General features: G+C 68.6%; 16 protein-coding genes. 8 read left to right on the forward strand and 8 right to left on the reverse strand.

What is annotated here, in order from left to right:
* Positions 1–74: 74 nt before the first annotated feature.
* The 6 genes from clpB (at position 75) to arfB (ending at position 6,269) form a co-directional block, all read left to right on the forward strand.
* Entirely contained in the window at positions 75–2,696 is a 2,622-nt protein-coding gene (gene clpB, locus AACL56_RS12455; protein ID WP_339090128.1) for an ATP-dependent chaperone ClpB, read from the forward strand.
* 9 nt (positions 2,697–2,705) lie between these two features.
* A complete protein-coding gene (locus AACL56_RS12460; protein ID WP_339090129.1) occupies positions 2,706–3,032 on the forward strand; it encodes a hypothetical protein in 327 nt (108 codons plus the stop codon).
* Positions 3,033–3,149: 117 nt separating this feature from the next.
* Positions 3,150–3,848, forward strand: a complete 699-nt coding sequence (locus AACL56_RS12465; protein WP_339090130.1) for a TetR/AcrR family transcriptional regulator — start codon at positions 3,150–3,152, stop codon at positions 3,846–3,848.
* Positions 3,849–3,850: 2 nt separating this feature from the next.
* Positions 3,851–4,636, forward strand: a complete 786-nt coding sequence (locus tag AACL56_RS12470; protein ID WP_339092861.1) for an enoyl-CoA hydratase/isomerase family protein — start codon at positions 3,851–3,853, stop codon at positions 4,634–4,636.
* Positions 4,637–4,671: 35 nt separating this feature from the next.
* Positions 4,672–5,856, forward strand: a complete 1,185-nt coding sequence (locus AACL56_RS12475) for an acetyl-CoA C-acyltransferase family protein (RefSeq protein WP_339090131.1) — start codon at positions 4,672–4,674, stop codon at positions 5,854–5,856.
* Between the two features lie 5 nt (positions 5,857–5,861).
* On the forward strand, positions 5,862–6,269 hold the full coding sequence (gene arfB, locus AACL56_RS12480; protein WP_339090132.1) for an alternative ribosome rescue aminoacyl-tRNA hydrolase ArfB: 408 nt from the start codon (positions 5,862–5,864) through the stop codon (positions 6,267–6,269).
* Here the strand turns inward: arfB and AACL56_RS12485 are convergent.
* On the reverse strand, positions 6,238–6,774 hold the full coding sequence (locus AACL56_RS12485; protein WP_339090133.1) for a hypothetical protein: 537 nt from the start codon (positions 6,772–6,774) through the stop codon (positions 6,238–6,240). The genes arfB and AACL56_RS12485 overlap by 32 nt on opposite strands.
* A 127-nt stretch (positions 6,775–6,901) precedes the next feature.
* On the opposite strand from AACL56_RS12485, the gene AACL56_RS12490 reads away from it, so the two are divergent.
* A complete protein-coding gene (locus AACL56_RS12490) occupies positions 6,902–7,486 on the forward strand; it encodes a DUF3299 domain-containing protein (RefSeq protein WP_339090134.1) in 585 nt (194 codons plus the stop codon).
* 40 nt (positions 7,487–7,526) lie between these two features.
* On the opposite strand, the gene AACL56_RS12495 is transcribed toward AACL56_RS12490, so the two are convergent.
* The 4 genes from AACL56_RS12495 to AACL56_RS12510 form a co-directional block, all read right to left on the reverse strand.
* Positions 7,527–8,411 (reverse strand): LysR substrate-binding domain-containing protein, encoded by an 885-nt coding sequence (locus tag AACL56_RS12495; protein WP_339090135.1) that lies wholly within the window; start codon positions 8,409–8,411, stop codon positions 7,527–7,529.
* A 13-nt stretch (positions 8,412–8,424) separates the two neighbouring features.
* The gene (locus AACL56_RS12500) at positions 8,425–10,143 is read right to left on the reverse strand and encodes a SulP family inorganic anion transporter (protein ID WP_339090136.1); all 1,719 of its coding nucleotides are present in this window, start codon (positions 10,141–10,143) and stop codon (positions 8,425–8,427) included.
* A 161-nt stretch (positions 10,144–10,304) separates the two neighbouring features.
* Positions 10,305–10,754 (reverse strand): DUF2501 domain-containing protein, encoded by a 450-nt coding sequence (locus AACL56_RS12505; RefSeq protein WP_339090137.1) that lies wholly within the window; start codon positions 10,752–10,754, stop codon positions 10,305–10,307.
* Between the two features lie 179 nt (positions 10,755–10,933).
* Positions 10,934–12,280, reverse strand: a complete 1,347-nt coding sequence (locus AACL56_RS12510) for a M20/M25/M40 family metallo-hydrolase (RefSeq protein WP_339090138.1) — start codon at positions 12,278–12,280, stop codon at positions 10,934–10,936.
* Between the two features lie 172 nt (positions 12,281–12,452).
* Here AACL56_RS12510 and AACL56_RS12515 point away from each other — a divergent pair, with 172 nt between their 5' ends.
* Positions 12,453–13,361 (forward strand): LysR substrate-binding domain-containing protein, encoded by a 909-nt coding sequence (locus tag AACL56_RS12515; protein ID WP_339090139.1) that lies wholly within the window; start codon positions 12,453–12,455, stop codon positions 13,359–13,361.
* Here AACL56_RS12515 and AACL56_RS12520 read toward each other — a convergent pair.
* From AACL56_RS12520 to AACL56_RS12530, 3 genes are all read right to left on the reverse strand, one after another.
* Positions 13,358–14,569, reverse strand: coding sequence for a beta-ketoacyl-[acyl-carrier-protein] synthase family protein (locus tag AACL56_RS12520; RefSeq protein ID WP_339090140.1), 1,212 nt, complete (start codon positions 14,567–14,569; stop codon positions 13,358–13,360). The genes AACL56_RS12515 and AACL56_RS12520 overlap by 4 nt on opposite strands.
* The gene (locus AACL56_RS12525) at positions 14,566–14,808 is read right to left on the reverse strand and encodes an acyl carrier protein (protein WP_339090141.1); all 243 of its coding nucleotides are present in this window, start codon (positions 14,806–14,808) and stop codon (positions 14,566–14,568) included. Before AACL56_RS12525 ends, AACL56_RS12520 begins: the two co-directional genes overlap by 4 nt.
* Before the next feature lie 128 nt (positions 14,809–14,936).
* Positions 14,937–15,644 (reverse strand): phosphatase PAP2 family protein, encoded by a 708-nt coding sequence (locus AACL56_RS12530; protein ID WP_339090142.1) that lies wholly within the window; start codon positions 15,642–15,644, stop codon positions 14,937–14,939.
* Between the last annotated feature and the right edge of the window lie 15 nt (positions 15,645–15,659).

Below are 15,659 nucleotides of genomic sequence, written 5' to 3' on the forward strand. Positions count from 1 at the left end.
GGCCATGCGCCGGGATTGGCCGGCAGGCTTGAATCGTGCCCGAACAGCCCTATTTTGGATGCAGGAATACCACCATGCGACAAGACAAACTCACCACCAAATTTCAGGAAGCCCTGGGCGATGCCCAGTCGCTCGCGCTGGGCAACGACAACGCCTATATCGAACCGGCTCACCTGCTGGTCGCGATGCTGCGCCAGGACGATGGCCCGCGCGCCCTGCTGGAGCGTGCCGGCGTCAACGTCCCCGGCCTCACGCAGGCCGCCGAGGCCGCCATCAAGAAGCTGCCACAGGTGCAGGGCCACGACATCGTGCAGGTCGGCCCCGAGCTGAGCAAGCTGCTGCAGGCCACCGAGAAGGAATCCATCAAGCGCAACGACCAGTTCATCGCGGGCGAACTCTTTCTGCTCGCACTGGCCGACAGCAAGGCCGACATCGGCAAGACCGCCCGTGAGAACGGCCTGAGCCGCAAGTCGCTCGAGGCGGCCATCGACGCCGTGCGCGGCGGGCAGGGCGTGAACAGCGCCGATGCCGAAGGCCAGCGCGAGGCTCTCAAGAAGTACACCCTCGACCTCACCGAGCGCGCCCGCCTCGGCAAGCTCGACCCGGTGATCGGCCGCGACGAGGAAATCCGCCGCGCCATCCAGGTGCTGCAGCGCCGCACCAAGAACAACCCCGTGCTCATCGGCGAACCCGGCGTGGGCAAGACCGCCATCGTCGAAGGCCTGGCGCAGCGCATCGTGTCGGGCGAGGTGCCCGATTCGCTCAAGGGCAAGCGCGTGCTGTCGCTCGACATGGCCGCGCTGCTCGCCGGCGCCAAGTTCCGCGGCGAGTTCGAGGAGCGCCTGAAGACCGTGCTCAACGAGCTCGCGAAGGACGAAGGCCAGACCATCGTCTTCATCGACGAACTGCACACCATGGTCGGCGCCGGCAAGGCCGAGGGCGCGATGGACGCGGGCAACATGCTCAAGCCGGCGCTCGCGCGCGGCGAGCTGCACTGCGTCGGTGCCACCACGCTCGACGAATACCGCAAGTACATCGAGAAAGATGCTGCCCTGGAGCGCCGCTTCCAGAAGATCATCGTCGGCGAGCCAAGTGTCGAAGCCACCATCGCCATCCTGCGCGGCCTGCAGGAGAAGTACGAAGTGCACCACGGCGTGCAGATCACCGACCCGGCCATCGTGGCCGCGGCCGAGCTGTCCGACCGCTACATCACCGACCGCTTCCTGCCCGACAAGGCCATCGACCTGATCGACGAGGCTGCGGCCAAGATCAAGATCGAGATGGACTCCAAGCCCGAGGTCATGGACCGCCTCGACCGCCGCCTGATCCAGCTGCAGATCGAGCGCGAAGCCGTGCGCCGCGAAAAGGACGAGGCGTCGCAGAAGCGCCTCGGCCTGATCGAGGGTGAGATCGAGAAGCTGCAGAAGGAAATCGCCGACTACGACGAGATCTGGCAGGCCGAGAAGGCCCAGGCCCAGGGCAGCGCGCAGGTGCGCGAAGACGTCGACAAGATCAAGTTCCAGATCGAGGAATGGAAGCGCAAGGGCGACTTCAACAAGGTTGCCGAGCTGCAGTACGGCCAGTTGCCCGCGCTCGAGAAGCGCCTGAAGGAGGCCGAGGCCAGCGAGGCCACCAAGGGCAAGTCGAGCGCGCCCACGCTGCTGCGCACGCAGGTCGGCGCCGAGGAAATCGCCGAGGTCGTGGCGCGTGCCACCGGCATCCCGGTTGCCAAGCTGATGCAGGGCGAGCGCGACAAGCTGCTCGTGATGGAGGACAAGCTGCACGAACGCGTGGTGGGCCAGGACGAGGCCATCGGTGCGGTCGCCAATGCGATCCGCCGCTCGCGCTCGGGCCTGTCCGACCCGAACCGCCCCACGGGTTCTTTCCTGTTCCTCGGCCCGACGGGCGTGGGCAAGACCGAGCTGTGCAAGGCGCTCGCGGGCTTCCTGTTCGACAGCGAAGACCACCTGATCCGCATCGACATGAGCGAGTTCATGGAGAAGCATTCTGTCGCCCGCCTCATCGGCGCGCCGCCGGGCTACGTGGGTTATGAAGAGGGCGGCTACCTCACGGAAGCCGTGCGCCGCAAGCCCTACAGCGTGGTGCTGCTCGACGAGGTCGAGAAGGCCCATCCCGACGTGTTCAACGTGCTGCTGCAGGTGCTCGACGATGGTCGCCTGACCGACGGCCAGGGCCGCACCGTGGACTTCAAGAACACCGTGATCGTGATGACGAGCAACATCGGCTCGCCCATCATCCAGGCCATGGTGGGCAAGCCTTCGGAAGAGATCAAGGAAGCGGTGTGGGACGAGCTGAAGAACTACTTCCGCCCCGAGTTTCTGAACCGCATCGACGAGACGGTCGTGTTCCATGCGCTCGACGCGAAGAACATCGAATCGATCGCCGCGATCCAGCTGAAGGTGCTCACCGCGCGCCTCGCGAAGATGGACCTGGGCCTGCAGGTGTCGCCCGCGGCGCTGGCCGAGATCGCCAAGGTCGGCTTCGACCCGGTGTTCGGCGCGCGTCCGCTCAAGCGTGCGATCCAGCAGCGCATCGAGAACCCGCTGTCGAAGCTGCTGCTCGACGGGAGCTTCGGGCCGAAGGACACGATCGAGGTCACGACCGACCCGATTCAGTCGCCGGGCAAGTTCTCGTTCGGCAAGGCCGGGGAACCAACGGCGGCGGCATCGGCCTAAAGTCGGATGATGAACTTCATTCTTCGGGTCATTCTTCTGCTCCTGGGGCTGGTCTTCGCGGCCAGCCTGACCGTCGCCGTGATGCTGCTGGCTGTGGTGTGGGGCGTGCGCTACGCCTGGGGGCGTCTTACGGGCAAGCCCGTGACGCCCTGGGTCATGCGATTCAATCCACGCTCGGGCTTCGACAGATTCCGCCATGCGGCACAGCCGACGGAGCCGCAGGCCGCCGATGTCGTCAATGCCAGGGCACGCGGTGAATCCGTGCGCAGCCCCGTCGCCATCGGCCCCGCCGATGACGTGACCGACGTGCGGGCCCGCCCCGTGCGCGGCGACTGAACCCTTCGGCAGTCTTTTCCCCGGAACATTTACTGGCCCGTAGAATTTCTACCGGCCAGTAAATTCGTCTCTCGCCGCGCCGTGCGGCGTCGATTTGCGGCCAAGTCGTGTTGAACCGTGGTCCGCACCGTTTCCCCTTCGTCCGTTTCCGATCCGGCTTCTCCGTGGGAGCCCGCGGGCAAGCGTGCCAGGCAGCGCGAACTCAAGCGCCAGGCCGTGCTTCAGACGGCCGCCCGGCTCTTCAACGAACGCGGTTTCCATGCGACCTCGCTCGACGACATCGCCGAGCGGCTGAACGTCAGCAAGCCCACGCTCTACTACTACGTCGAGAACAAGGACCAGATCCTGCTGGAGTGCGTGAAGATCGCGCTCGACCTCATGCAGGAAGGCATCGGCGAGGTGCGCGCCGCAGGCGGCAGTGCCGTCGACCAGCTCCGGGCCTGCATGCGCATCTACTCGGGCGTGGTCATGCAGGACTTCGGCATGTGCGTGATCCGCATCGGCGAAGACCCGCTGCCGGAGCCGCTGAAGACCGAGCTGCGCCGCCTCAAGGCCACCATCGATGGCCAGTTCCGCAGCCTTGTCGAAGAGGGCGTTGCCGAAGGCTCGCTGGCGCCGTGCAACCCGAAGATGGCCGCCTTCGTTCTCGCCGGCGCGCTGAGCTGGATCGGCCGCTGGTACCGCCCCGATGGCGACCTCACGCCCGACCAGATCGCCGACCAGGCCATCGAGCTGCTGCTCGGTGGCGTGATTCGAAGACCGGCCCCGGCTGCCGAAGCCCCGGAAGCCGCCGCCACGAAAGGAAAGACCGCATGACGATGACGACGACAGACGCTCCCTTGCTGCTGGGACGGGATGGCGCGGTGGCCACGATCCGCTTCAACCGGCCGGCTGCCCTGAACGCCATCGACGTGCCGATGGCCAACGCCTTCCTCGCCGCCGCCCGCGAACTGGCAGCCGACAGGAGCGTGCGCGCGGTGCTCATGAGCGGCGCGGGCAAGGGCTTCATGGCCGGCGGCGATCTCGGCGTGCTGAGCGCCGATCCGCAGCAGGGCGCGGCCGACCTGATCGACCCGCTGCACGAGGCGATGACCGTGCTCGACCGCATGGACGCGCCGCTGGTCGCACAGGTGCACGGCGTGGCCGCCGGTGCCGGCCTGAGCATGATGCTGCAGGCCGACTTCGTGCTGGCGGCCGAAGGCACGCGCTTCAACCTCGCCTACGTGAACATCGGCACCAGCTGCGACGTGGGCGCCTCGTGGGCGCTGCCGCGGCTGGTCGGCCTTCGCCGCGCGCTCGAGATCGCGATGCTCGGCGACACCTACGACGCGGCAGCTGCCGAACGCATGGGCCTGGTCAACCGCGTGGTGCCCGTTGCCGAGCTCGAAGCCGAGGCGATGGCGCTTGCGCAGCGGCTGGCGAAGGGGCCGACCGTGGCGCTGGGCAACCTGCGCCGGCTGATGCGCGGATCGCTCGGCCGCGACCTGCCTGCGCAGCTCGACGCCGAATCGGCCGCTTTCCAGGACTGCGCCGCGACCGATGATTTCAGGATCGGCCTCGACGCCTTCTTCGCCAGGAAGCCCGCCGCCTTCACCGGGCGCTGAACCGATTTTTTTCAATCCCAGGAGACAGAGACACCATGACCTCACGCGACATCTTCGTGGTCGGCACCGCCCGCACCGCCATCGGCACCTTCGGCGGCGCGCTGAAGGACGTGCCCAACACGCAGCTGGCCACCACGGCCGTGAAGGCTGCCATCGAGCGCAGCGGCCTGGCGGGCGACGCCATCGGCCATGTGGTCATGGGCAACGTGATCCCCACCGACGTGAAGGACGCCTACCTGAGCCGCGTGGCGGCCATCGACGCGGGATGCCCGATCGAGACGCCGGCCTTCAACGTGAACCGCCTGTGCGGCTCGGGCCTGCAGGCCATCGTGTCCGCGGCGCAGGCGATCGCGCTGGGCGACTGCGAGATCGCCATCGGCGGCGGCTCTGAATCGATGAGCCGCGGCCCGTATTTCGACACTTCGGCACGCTACGGCGCGCGCATGGGCGACGCGGTGCTGGTCGACTACATGCTGGGCATCCTGCACGACCCGTGGGAGAAGATCCACATGGGCATCACCGCCGAGAACGTGGCCGCGCGCTACGGCATCACGCGCGAGCAGATGGACGAGCTGGCCGTCGCCAGCCAGCAGCGCGCGGCCGCCGCCATTGCCGCCGGCCGCTTCAAGGAGCAGATCGTTCCGGTCGAGGTGAAGACCCGCAAGGGCGTCGTTCTGTTCGACACCGACGAGCACGTGCGCGCCGACACCAGCGTGGAGACGCTTTCGAAGATGAAGCCCGCGTTCAAGAAGGACGGCCTCGTCACCGCCGGCAATGCCTCGGGCATCAACGACGGCGCCGCCGCGGTGGTGCTGGCCAGCGGCGAGAGCGTGAAGGCGCGCGGCCTCAAGCCGCTCGCGCGGCTGGTGGGCTACGCGCACGCCGGCGTCGAGCCTGCGTACATGGGCATCGGCCCCGTGCCGGCCACGCGCAAGGTGCTGGAGCGCACCGGGCTGAAGGTGAGCGACTTCGACGTGATCGAGTCGAACGAAGCCTTCGCGGCGCAGGCCTGCGCGGTCATCAAGGAACTGGGCTTCGATCCGGCCCGGGTGAATCCGAACGGCTCGGGCATTTCGCTGGGCCATCCGGTGGGCGCGACCGGCGCGATCATCACCACCAAGGCCATTGCCGAGCTGCACCGCACGGGCGGCCGCCATGCGCTGGTGACGATGTGCATCGGCGGCGGCCAGGGCATTGCGGCCGTGTTCGAGCGCGTCTGAACGCCATGCTGCGCCCGCCGCTCCTGATCGACCCCGACGAGGTCGACTTCAGCGCCATCCGGGCGCAGGGCGCGGGCGGGCAGAACGTCAACAAGGTGTCGAGCGCGGTGCACCTGCGCTACGACATCCACGCCAGTTCGCTGCCGCCCGACGTGAAGGAACGGCTGCTCGCGCTGCGCGACAGCCGCATCACGCAGGAAGGCGTTTTCGTGCTCAAGGCGCAGCAGCACCGCACGCAGGAGATGAACCGCGCAGATGCGCTGGCGCGCCTGCAGGCGGTGGTCGACAGCGTGGCCACGCCGCCGCGCGTGCGCCGCGCCACCAAGCCCACCTACGGTTCGAAGCAGCGCCGGCTCGAGGGCAAGAGCCAGCGTTCGCAGATCAAGAGCCTGCGTGGGCGGGTGCAGGACTGAGCGGGGCACCGCCGCCGCCGCGCAGCCGGCGGATCTGCAGCCCGACGCCGACCAGGTACAGCACGAACAGCACGCCGGTGATCGCCTTGAGCGCAGGGGCGTCGGCGTTCGGCAGCAGCGGCGCGCCCAGCGGCAGGCGCGTCAGCGTCTCGGTGAATGCCGGGATCCAGTGGAAGAGAAAGCTGGCCGAGAACGCGATGGCCTCGACGTAGCGCGAGAACTTGCCGAAGAGCGCGCCGCGCCCCGCCAGCACACCCGCCGCGAGCGCCACCAGCGTGATGATGCCCAGCGCATGCGGCTTGCCGAAGCCGCCGTGCTGGAAGATGCCGAAGCCGGTGAGGCAGGTGAGCACCGTGGTCCAGAAGAACACCCGGCCCAGGCCGGTGCGCATCGTGATCTCCCGGTAGCGGAACAGGGCCCAGATTCCGGCGGCAACCGCGACCAGGCTGATTGCCGTGTGAACCGTGCCGAGGGACGTGAGTCCCAGCCATCCAGTGGGTGCCATGCAGAGCTCCTCGTGTCGTGGTGCGGCATTCTGGCGCTGTGCAATGCGTTTGTGCGATCTGGGAGGAAATGAGTGCCAAAGACCCTGCTTTGCAGGCTTGACACACTCGCCAAGCACAATCGGGGTCATGAGAAGGTTCTTTTCGCGTGTTCTGCTGTCCGCGCTTTTCCTGGCGCCGGCCGCGGCGCTCCTGGGCGGCTGCGGGCCCGAATCGGCGCACGGCGCGAACGCGTCGACGGGCGGTCCGGTGGCCGAGCTCAAGTGGGAAGAGCTGATTCCCAAGAACTGGGACCCGACCAAGCGCTACCGCAACATCAGCCTGGAGGCGCTGCGGGACAACGATCCGCGTGCGATCCAGATGCTCGAAGAGATGCGTGCCGTCTGGGACAACGCGCCGGTGAACGTGGCGCTCGATGGCCGGCCGGGCAAGCTCGCGGGCTTCGTGGTGCCGCTGGACGCCGCGCAGGACGGCATCCGCGAGTTCCTGCTGGTGCCGTACTTCGGCGCCTGCATCCACACCCCGCCGCCGCCGGCCAACCAGATCGTTCATGTGATCGCGCCCGCGCCCCTGAGGGGCCTGCACGCGATGGACACGGTGTACGTCAGCGGCACGCTGAAGGCGGCGCGCTACGCGTCGGCGGACATGGGCGTGAGCGGCTACGAGATCGCCTCGGCCGCGGTCGAGCGCTTCACGCCGAAGCAGCCGCAGTAGGCGCAACGGGCAGCAAGCGCCGCAGGTCGGCGCCCGCCGCTCAACCCATGCGCTGCGACAGGAAATCCAGGAACGAGGTGATGCGCGCTGACAGCTGCGTGTTGCGGTAGTACACCGCGTTCACCGGCTGGCGCACGTCCACGGTCTCCTTCGCCAGCACCTGCACCAGGGCGCCGCTCGCGCGGTCCGCGCCCGTCATGAAATCCGACAGGCACACGATACCCACGCCGGCCAGCGCGAGCTGGCGCAGCGTCTCGCCGCTCGACGCCATCAGCGCCGGCGCGATGGCCCATTCGTCGCCGTGCACGCCGCGCAGCGGCCAGCGGTTGAGCGACTCGGGTTGCGTGAAGCCCAGCAGCGCATGCCCGGCCAGGTCGTCCACCTTGCGTGGCTTGCCGTGCGTCTCGAGGTAGGCGGGGCTGGCGAGCACGCGCAGGCGATGCGTACCGAGCGGGCGCGCATGCAGCGTGGAGTCGCGCAGCGCGCCGATGCGGATGGCGATGTCGGTGCGGCGCTCCAGCAGGTCGATGGGCAGGTCGTCGGTGTCGAGCTCGAGGCTGATCTGCGGAAAGAGGCGGCGGAACTCCGGCACCAGCGGCACGATGGCATGCAGCATGAAGGGCGAGGCCGCGTTCACGCGCAGCCGCCCGGCGGGCTGCTGGCGGCGCGCGGCCATCTGCTCCTCGGCGTCGTCGATGGCATCGAGGATCGCGCGCGTGCGCTGCAGGAAGGCGGCGCCTTCCTCGGTGAGTTCGAGCCGGCGCGTGGTCCGGCGCAGCAGCGTGGTGTCGAGCTTCTGCTCGAGGCGGCTCAGCGCACGGCTGATGCCGGAGACCGTCTGTGCGAGCTGTTCGGACGCGGCGGTGATCGAGCCGGTGTCGACCACCGTGCGGAACGCGACCAGTTCTTCGATGGTGGTTTTCATCGGCCGGCCGGGCTCAGGCGGCGGTGGGCTCGTCCACCGGCACGTCGATGCGCGGCATCAGCGCCGCGAGCGCCTCGCCGTCGGTGCGGTAGCTGAAGAGCATCGGGCCCGGTGCCAGCAGGCCGGCGCGTTCCAGCACCTGCATCGCCGGCAGCTTCAGGCCGCTCAGGTGCAGGCGCACGCCCTTGGCTTCCATCAGGCGGCGGATCGAGCCGAACACTTCGGCGCCGGTGATGTCGATGCGGTTGATGGGCTGCGCGAACAGGCACACGTCGGTGAGTTCGGGCCGCTCGGCCAGCGCCACGGTGAGCGCGCGCTCGAGTGTGGAGGCCGAGGCGAAGTCGAGTTCCGCGTCCATGCGCACCGCATAGAGTTGCGGCGCCAGCGGCGGCAGCTTCCACAGGTGGCGGTCGCGCAGGCTGCCGTCCGGGTGCAGGCCCACTTCGATGATGCGCGGATGCAGGTGCCGGTACATGTAGTGCGCCATGCTGGCCAGCAGGCCGCCCAGCACGCCCCAGTAGATGCTGGGCGCGGTTGCGATGGTCAGCACGAAGGTGCCGAAGGCGATGCCGGCTTCGATGCGCGACACGCGCCACAGCGCTTTGAAGCTCGCCGGCTTCACCAGCCCCAGGATGGCCGTGACCACCACCGCCGCCAGCACCGCCTGCGGCACGTGGTACAGCAGCGGCATCAGCCACAGCAGGGCACCGGCGACCACCACCACGCTGAACAGCGTCGCCCACCCGGTCTGCGCGCCGGCGTAGAGCGTGATCGCCGAGCGCGAGAACGACGAGCTGGTCGGAAACGCGCCCGTGAAGCCCGAAGCCAGCTTGGCCAGTCCCTGGCCGATCAGGTCCTGGTTTTCGTTCCACAGCGTGCCGGCGCGCGCGTTGTCGACCTTGGCGCTCGACGCGGTCTCGAGGAAGCTCACCAGCGTGATCATCAGGGCGGGCAGCACCAGCGCGCTGAAGGTGCCCAGCGGCAGCAGGCCGGGCCAGTAGAAGGATGGCAGGCCCGACGGCAGCGTGCCCACCACCGCGCCCCCCCGCAGCGCGTAGTCGACGATCCAGCTGATGGCTGCGGCGCCGGCCACCAGCGCCATGGTCGTCGGGAAGCGCGGCAGCAGGCGCTTGCCCAGCCACAGCACCGCGATGCTGCCCAGGCCGAAGGCAATGGCCACGAGGTCGGGCAGCGGCCCGCCCTGCAGCACCTGCGGGATGGTTCGCCCGGTGAAGCCCAGCAGTGCGGGCAGTTGCGAGATGGCGATCAGCACGGCCGCGCCCTGTGTGAAGCCGATGAGCACCGGCGAGTTGACCAGCCGCAGCAGCCAGCCGAAGCGCCCCGCACCCAGCACGATCTGGATCGTGCCGGACATCAGCGTGAGCCACACCGCCATGGCCACCCATTCGTCGCTGCCCGCCACCGCCAGCGGCGCGAGCGACGCGCCGACCAGCAGGCTCGTGAGGGCCGTGGGCCCGACCGACAGCCTCTGCGACGAGCTGAACATCACCGCGATGAGCGCCGGGAACAGTGCCGCGTACACGCCCGTGACCAGCGGCATGCCGGCCAGCGCCGCATACGCCACGCCCTGCGGGATGACCATCAGCGCCACGGTGATGCCGGCCATCGCCTCGTTGCGCAGCAGTGCGGCGGAGGGACGTGGCCATGCGAGGCAGGGAACCCAGCGTGCGAGGCGCTGGCGAAGGGAAGGGGAGTTTGCGGCCGGATTCATGGATGACGGATGGCGCTCACGACGGCGTTGGAACGCTGCGAGCCTGGAACTTATGCGGCCAGTCGGGGAATGCCGCGGAACCGGCCTTGCCGGGCCGCAGGCGTTGCCCCCGGGGAGGGAGAGTGCGAAGCGACACGCAACGCGCGAAGCATGGGGCGCGTCTAGATCAGCGAGGTGGCGTTCTTCAGCACGTAGTCGCAGGCCTTGGTCTTGACCTTGGAAGACAGCAGCTTGAAGTTCAGTGTCTGGCCGTCACCGCCCTTGAGCAGGCCCTTGGCGCCGCTGGCGAAGCCGGTTTCCTGAGGTTTCTGGCCGGTGATCTTGGCGAGCAGCTTGTCCTTCACCGAGTTCGCGTCGCCGCCGAGGTAGTTGTTCTTGACGCAGTACTGCAGCACGCCGGCCGCATTGCCCACGGTGCTGGAGCCGATCGCCGGCATCTTGAAGCCGAGGTTGCCGAGCGCCGAGCCGGCGCCACCGCTTTGCGAGCCTTGCGAATTCGCGCTGGCGGCCTCGCCGGCCTTTTCCTTCAGCTGGTCGAGCAGGTTGTTGGCCTGCGCCGAAGCGCCTGCGGCGAGCAGCGCCAGGGCGATGAGGGTGGAGCGAGCATGCATGGTGGTCTCCTGTGGGAAGCGGCCACCAGCATAACGGAGACAGGACCGCGCGCTGCGCTTCGCCAGCGCAGCTTGTCCCGGCGAGAACACCGCGGAACTGGCTTTGCCAGGCCGCAGGTGTTGCCCCCGGTAGGGGGTAGGAGAAGCGACACGAAGTGCGCGCAGCCTGGGGGCGAGCCTTACCTCTTGCGCTTTTCGAGCAGCGGCGCGCTAGTGCCCTGCACGCCGACCAGGCCCAGCACCGTCACCAGCGAGTTCTGCGCACCCTTCCAGCCGTCGGTCACGTCGATCCATTCGCTGAGCGCATGGAAGCCGCCCGTCTTGCCGCCGCCGCCGATGATGATGGCCGGGATGCCGAGCGACATCGGCACGTTGGCGTCGGTGCTCGCGCCCGTGAGCAGCGTCTTGTGGCCGAAGGCCGCGTTCGAGCGCGTGGCGGCCTCGACGATCACCGTGTCCGACTGTGTGCGGCCGCCAGGCCGGTCGCCGATGAGCTTGGTGCTCACGCTCAGCGTGGTCACGCCCCAGCGCTTGTTCTCCTCGACCACGGCTTCGTCGATGGCGGCCAGGATCTTCTTCTCGGTCTCGAGCAGCGGTGCCATCTCGTCGGAGCGAATGTCCACGGCCATGCGCGCGTCCGGCGCGATGGTGTTCACCGAGGTGCCGCCGCCCACGGTGCCGACCGTGAAGGTGGTCTTGGGGAAGGTCGGCGTGCGCACGTCGGCGATCTTGGCAATGGCGCGGCCCATGCCGTGGATCGCGCTGGGCACCTGGCCGAACGCGCCGAAGCTGTGGCCGCCCGGGCCCTTGAAGGTCACTTCGTAGCGGTGCGAACCGGTGCCCAGCATCAGCACGGTGCCATCGGGTGCCGGCTCGAGCCCGACCATGCCGTCGATGTCGAGGTGGTCTCGGAAGATCGCCTTCATGCCGCGCAGGTTGCCCAGTTCTTCCTCGCCCACGTTGCCCACGAACATCAGGTCACCCACGGTCTGCACCTTGTTGTCGTTGAGCACCTTGAGCCACGACAGCAGCACCGACAGGCCGCGCGTGTCGTCGGAGATGCCCGGCGCATACAGCTTGCCGTCGCGTTCCTTCACCTTCACGTCGGTGCCGGCCGGGAACACGGTGTCGAGGTGGGCGGACACGAGCAGCTTCGGCCCGCTGCCTGTGCCCTTGCGCAGGCCGACCACGTTGCCTTCGGCGTCGATCTTCGCGTCGGTGAGGCCCAGGGCCTTCATGCGGGCGAGGAAGGCCTCGGCGCGCTTCTGTTCCTTGAAGGGCGGCGCCTCGATCTCGGTGAGCATCTTCAGGTCTTCGACCGAGCGCTCGTGGTCGGCCTTGACCGCATCAAGCAGCTTCTGGATGGCGGGCGAGGCCATCAATTGCGTGTAGGCCTTGTCGACCTCGGGGCGCACCTGTGCGGGCGTGGACGCGACAGCGCCGGTCTGGGCGTGGGCGATGCAGGCGGTGGCCGATGCCAGGGCGAGGACGAGCGGAGCAAGACGGAGGGACGCGGGGCGAGGCATGGTGGGCAGGTGTCCTTGGAGTGGGAGAAAAAAGGACGCCGCCGGCGCGGCGTCGTCAGCAATTCTTGCGAGTGTGCTAAGGGCCTGCTCTCGTTTAATCTTGGGCGCCGTCAGTTTTTCTGACCAACCGCCCGTTCAAGGGTTCGATGCCTTCCACTTCTCCCCGACCGCCATGCGCCGCCACATTCCCAGCACCCGCGCACTGATGATCTTCGACGCCGTCGCGCGGCACCACGCCGTGGGCAAGGCCGCCGAGGAACTCTGCCTCACGCACAGCGCGGTGAGCCAGCAGCTGCGGCTGCTCGAATCGCAGATCGGCGTGCGGCTGGTGCAGCGCACGGCGCGTGGCAGCGAACTCACCGAGGCCGGGCAGCGGTATCACGGACAGATCGCCGGCGACCTGCTGCGCCTGCAGAACCACACGCTCGAGGCCATGGCGCAGCGCACAGACGGCCTGCGCCTGCTGGTGGGCGCGGTGCCGGTGCTGGCCGAAGGCTGGCTCACGCCGCGGCTGCCGGAGTTCATCGCGCAGCACCCGGGCTGCAGCCTGCACCTGCAGGTGTTCCCGACCCATCTCTACATGGAAGACATGCCCTTCGACGTGGGCGTGCAGTACGACGACGCGGTATGGCCCGGCGCGAATGCGCGGCCCCTGATGGGCGAGTCGTGCGTGGCGGTGTGCTCGCCGAAGGCGAAAGGCCGCGCGGCCATGGCGCGTTGCGACTTCCGCGCCGCGCCGCTGCTGCAGTTGCGCACGCGCATGGGCGCATGGGAGGAGTGGTTTGCCCAAACGGCGCATGCGCGCGCGCCAGAGAACCTCGTGGCCGGGCACCGCTTCGATCTGTTCTCGTCGCTGGTGGCCGCGGTGCGCGCGGACCTGGGCGTGGGGCTGGTGCCCGAGTATTTCGTCGAACGTGAACTGCGCTCGGGCGAACTGGTGCTTGCCTGCCCGCACCGCGCGCCGTCGAGCCGGGGATACAGCCTGTTCGTTGCGCCGAGCCGCACCGACGACGCGCTGGTCGGCGCCTTCGTGGCGTGGTTGCGCGCAGCGGCCGCTGCGCCGCAGGCCGTGTCGGCCTAGGCCGGCTGGCGGAACAGCAGCACGGAATTCGTGCCGCCGAAGGCAAAGGAATTGCTGATGGCCGCTTCGAGCGCCGGGGCCGCGGTGTCGCCGGGCCTCACCAGGTTCATCTGGCATGCCGGATCGATCTCGTTGCAGTTCGCGTTCGGAGGCAGTTGCCGGCGGTGCAGCGCCATCACGGTGATGAGCGCCTCGATGGCACCGGCCGCGCCGAGCAGGTGGCCGTGCAGGGCCTTGGTCGAGCTGACGCGCAGCGAGTCGAAGTCGTCGCCCCACACGTCGGCCAGCGCATTGCGCTCGACCACGTCGCCGATGCGCGTGGCCGTGCCATGCGCGTTGCAGTAGCCCACGTCGCGCGGCTGGAGCCCGGCCTGCCGCAGGGCCGCGCGCAACGCACGCGCCTGGCCCGGTGCATCGGGCTTCGTGAGGTGGGTGGCGTCGCTGCTCAGGCCCCAGCCGGCCAGCGTGGCGTAGCTGCGGGCGCCGCGCGCGCGGGCGCGTTCGGCGGATTCGAGAACGAGGAAAGCCGCGCCTTCACCCAGCGCGAAGCCGGTGCGGTCGGCCGCGAACGGACGCACCGCGCTGCCCGCCTCGCCGGGTTGGAAGCCGGCCAGCGTCTGCATGGCCTGCCAGGCCACGACCACGCCGGGCACGATCAGCGCTTCGCTGCCGCCGGCAATGGCGATGTCGACTTCACCGCGCTGAACGGCCTTGGCCGCTTCGGCGATCGCGGCGGACGACGACGCGCAGGCCACGGAATAGGTGAGCACCGGACCCTGCACGCCCTGGCGCATCGCCACATGGGCGGCTGGTGCGTTGGGCATGAAGGCCGGGATGGTGAGCGGCGACACGCGACCGTTGCCGCGGTAGGCCGCCTCGAGCGCCGCCGCGCCGCCCATGCCGCAGCCGGCGAAGACGCCGATGCGCTCGGGATCGGCATCGCCGGCGGCCAGGCCCGCGTCGCGCATGGCCAGGTCGGCGGCGGCCACGGCCAGCTGGCTCACGCGGTCGACGCCCGCGAGCTGCAGCTTGGTGAACCAGCGGGTTTCGTCGAAGGCGACGGTGGCCGCGGCGGCCGGCTTGGGAAGGTCGGGGAAAACGGGCTGGATGGCCGGAAGGCCCTGCAGCAGCGCGTCGAAAAGAGCGCCGGGCTCGTCCCCGTGGGGCGCCATGGCGCCCAGTCCGGTGACTGCGACCTCGTGGTTCACGCTGTCTTCGCGGCCCGGACCTTGTCGACCAGTTCCGCGAGTTCGGCCAGGGTGTCGATGTTCGCGTCTTCGTCGGGCATGGTGATGCCGAAATGATCTTCGATGGCGAAGAGAAACTCCGCAAGGGCGAGCGAGTCGAGGCCGCCGGTTTCACGCATCGAGGCATGGGGGTCGAGCTTCGACGGTTCGATGCCGTACTTCTCGTGAATCAGGTCCTGCAATTCCTTCAGCGAACTCATCGTGCAATGCCTGTCGTCGTCATGTGCCGCTGATCGATTGCCACCCGTGCGGGGTGCGCCATTGAATCGATCCCTTCCTCGTTCGGCCAGTGGTAAGTGTGTTCAATGATTACCAATGATATCCGCTCTCAACTGAGGGACATCCCTTGGCGACGCTTTCCCGGCCGCCAGCGCAGCGAGGGGAATGCAAAGGCCATGCCCAGCAGCGCGCCGGCCACCACGTCGAGCGCCACGTGCTGCTTGACGGCCAGCGTCGAATAGGCAATGGCGGCGAACCAGAGCCAGTTCAGCACGCGCCACGGCACAGGCGTGCGCGACTCGCGCAGCACGTGCTCGACGCGGATGGCCGTGAAGATGGCCACGGCCACGTGCATCGACGGGCAGGCATTGCCCGCGGCGTCCACGCCCTGCAGCATCGCGAAGCCCGGGTAGCCCGACACGTCGATGCTCAGCGGCGGTATCTGCGTCGGCCAGAAGTAGAAGAGGCCGAGTCCCGTGATGCACAGTCCGCCGATCCAGAGGCCGTAGACCACCAGCTCCCTGAACGTCAGCTGCAGCCCCGGCGCGATGCCCACGTAGAGCCAGAGCGACAGGTAGGCGCCGAGCGTGTAGGGCTGGAACGGAATCAGGTGGTCGAGCGGCGTCAGCGGCATCACCTCGACCGGAAAGGACGGGTTGCGCAGCAGGTGGAAGTAGCCGATGAAGAACAGCCACGTGAAAACCGTGGTGCCCACCGCCTTCAGCAGGAAATGCCGCCGCATGCGCAGCCAGATGTCGGCGGTCCACGTCGGCGGCGCGGCCTCGGGTGCCATGTGCAGGGGAATCGGTGTGTGCATGGTGTCGCTGCCGAT

Origin of the sequence: Variovorax paradoxus (assembly GCF_902712855.1) — a bacterium.
Classification (GTDB): domain Bacteria; phylum Pseudomonadota; class Gammaproteobacteria; order Burkholderiales; family Burkholderiaceae_C; genus Variovorax; species Variovorax paradoxus_Q.

Excerpts from the sequence above, each read along its gene's own strand:
- AACL56_RS12485 (WP_339090133.1), bottom strand. The coding sequence starts at position 6,774 with ATGGCACCCACTGGATGGCTGGGACTCACGTCCCTCGGCACGGTTCAC.
- AACL56_RS12460 (WP_339090129.1), top strand. The coding sequence starts at position 2,706 with ATGAACTTCATTCTTCGGGTCATTCTTCTGCTCCTGGGGCTGGTCTTC.
- AACL56_RS12470 (WP_339092861.1), top strand. The coding sequence starts at position 3,851 with ATGACGACGACAGACGCTCCCTTGCTGCTGGGACGGGATGGCGCGGTG.
- AACL56_RS12475 (WP_339090131.1), top strand. The coding sequence starts at position 4,672 with ATGACCTCACGCGACATCTTCGTGGTCGGCACCGCCCGCACCGCCATC.
- AACL56_RS12530 (WP_339090142.1), bottom strand. The coding sequence starts at position 15,644 with ATGCACACACCGATTCCCCTGCACATGGCACCCGAGGCCGCGCCGCCG.
- AACL56_RS12505 (WP_339090137.1), bottom strand. The coding sequence starts at position 10,754 with ATGCATGCTCGCTCCACCCTCATCGCCCTGGCGCTGCTCGCCGCAGGC.
- AACL56_RS12500 (WP_339090136.1), bottom strand. The coding sequence starts at position 10,143 with ATGAATCCGGCCGCAAACTCCCCTTCCCTTCGCCAGCGCCTCGCACGC.
- AACL56_RS12510 (WP_339090138.1), bottom strand. The coding sequence starts at position 12,280 with ATGCCTCGCCCCGCGTCCCTCCGTCTTGCTCCGCTCGTCCTCGCCCTG.
- AACL56_RS12495 (WP_339090135.1), bottom strand. The coding sequence starts at position 8,411 with ATGAAAACCACCATCGAAGAACTGGTCGCGTTCCGCACGGTGGTCGAC.
- arfB (WP_339090132.1), top strand. The coding sequence starts at position 5,862 with ATGCTGCGCCCGCCGCTCCTGATCGACCCCGACGAGGTCGACTTCAGC.
- AACL56_RS12490 (WP_339090134.1), top strand. The coding sequence starts at position 6,902 with ATGAGAAGGTTCTTTTCGCGTGTTCTGCTGTCCGCGCTTTTCCTGGCG.
- AACL56_RS12515 (WP_339090139.1), top strand. The coding sequence starts at position 12,453 with ATGCGCCGCCACATTCCCAGCACCCGCGCACTGATGATCTTCGACGCC.
- clpB (WP_339090128.1), top strand. The coding sequence starts at position 75 with ATGCGACAAGACAAACTCACCACCAAATTTCAGGAAGCCCTGGGCGAT.
- AACL56_RS12525 (WP_339090141.1), bottom strand. The coding sequence starts at position 14,808 with ATGAGTTCGCTGAAGGAATTGCAGGACCTGATTCACGAGAAGTACGGC.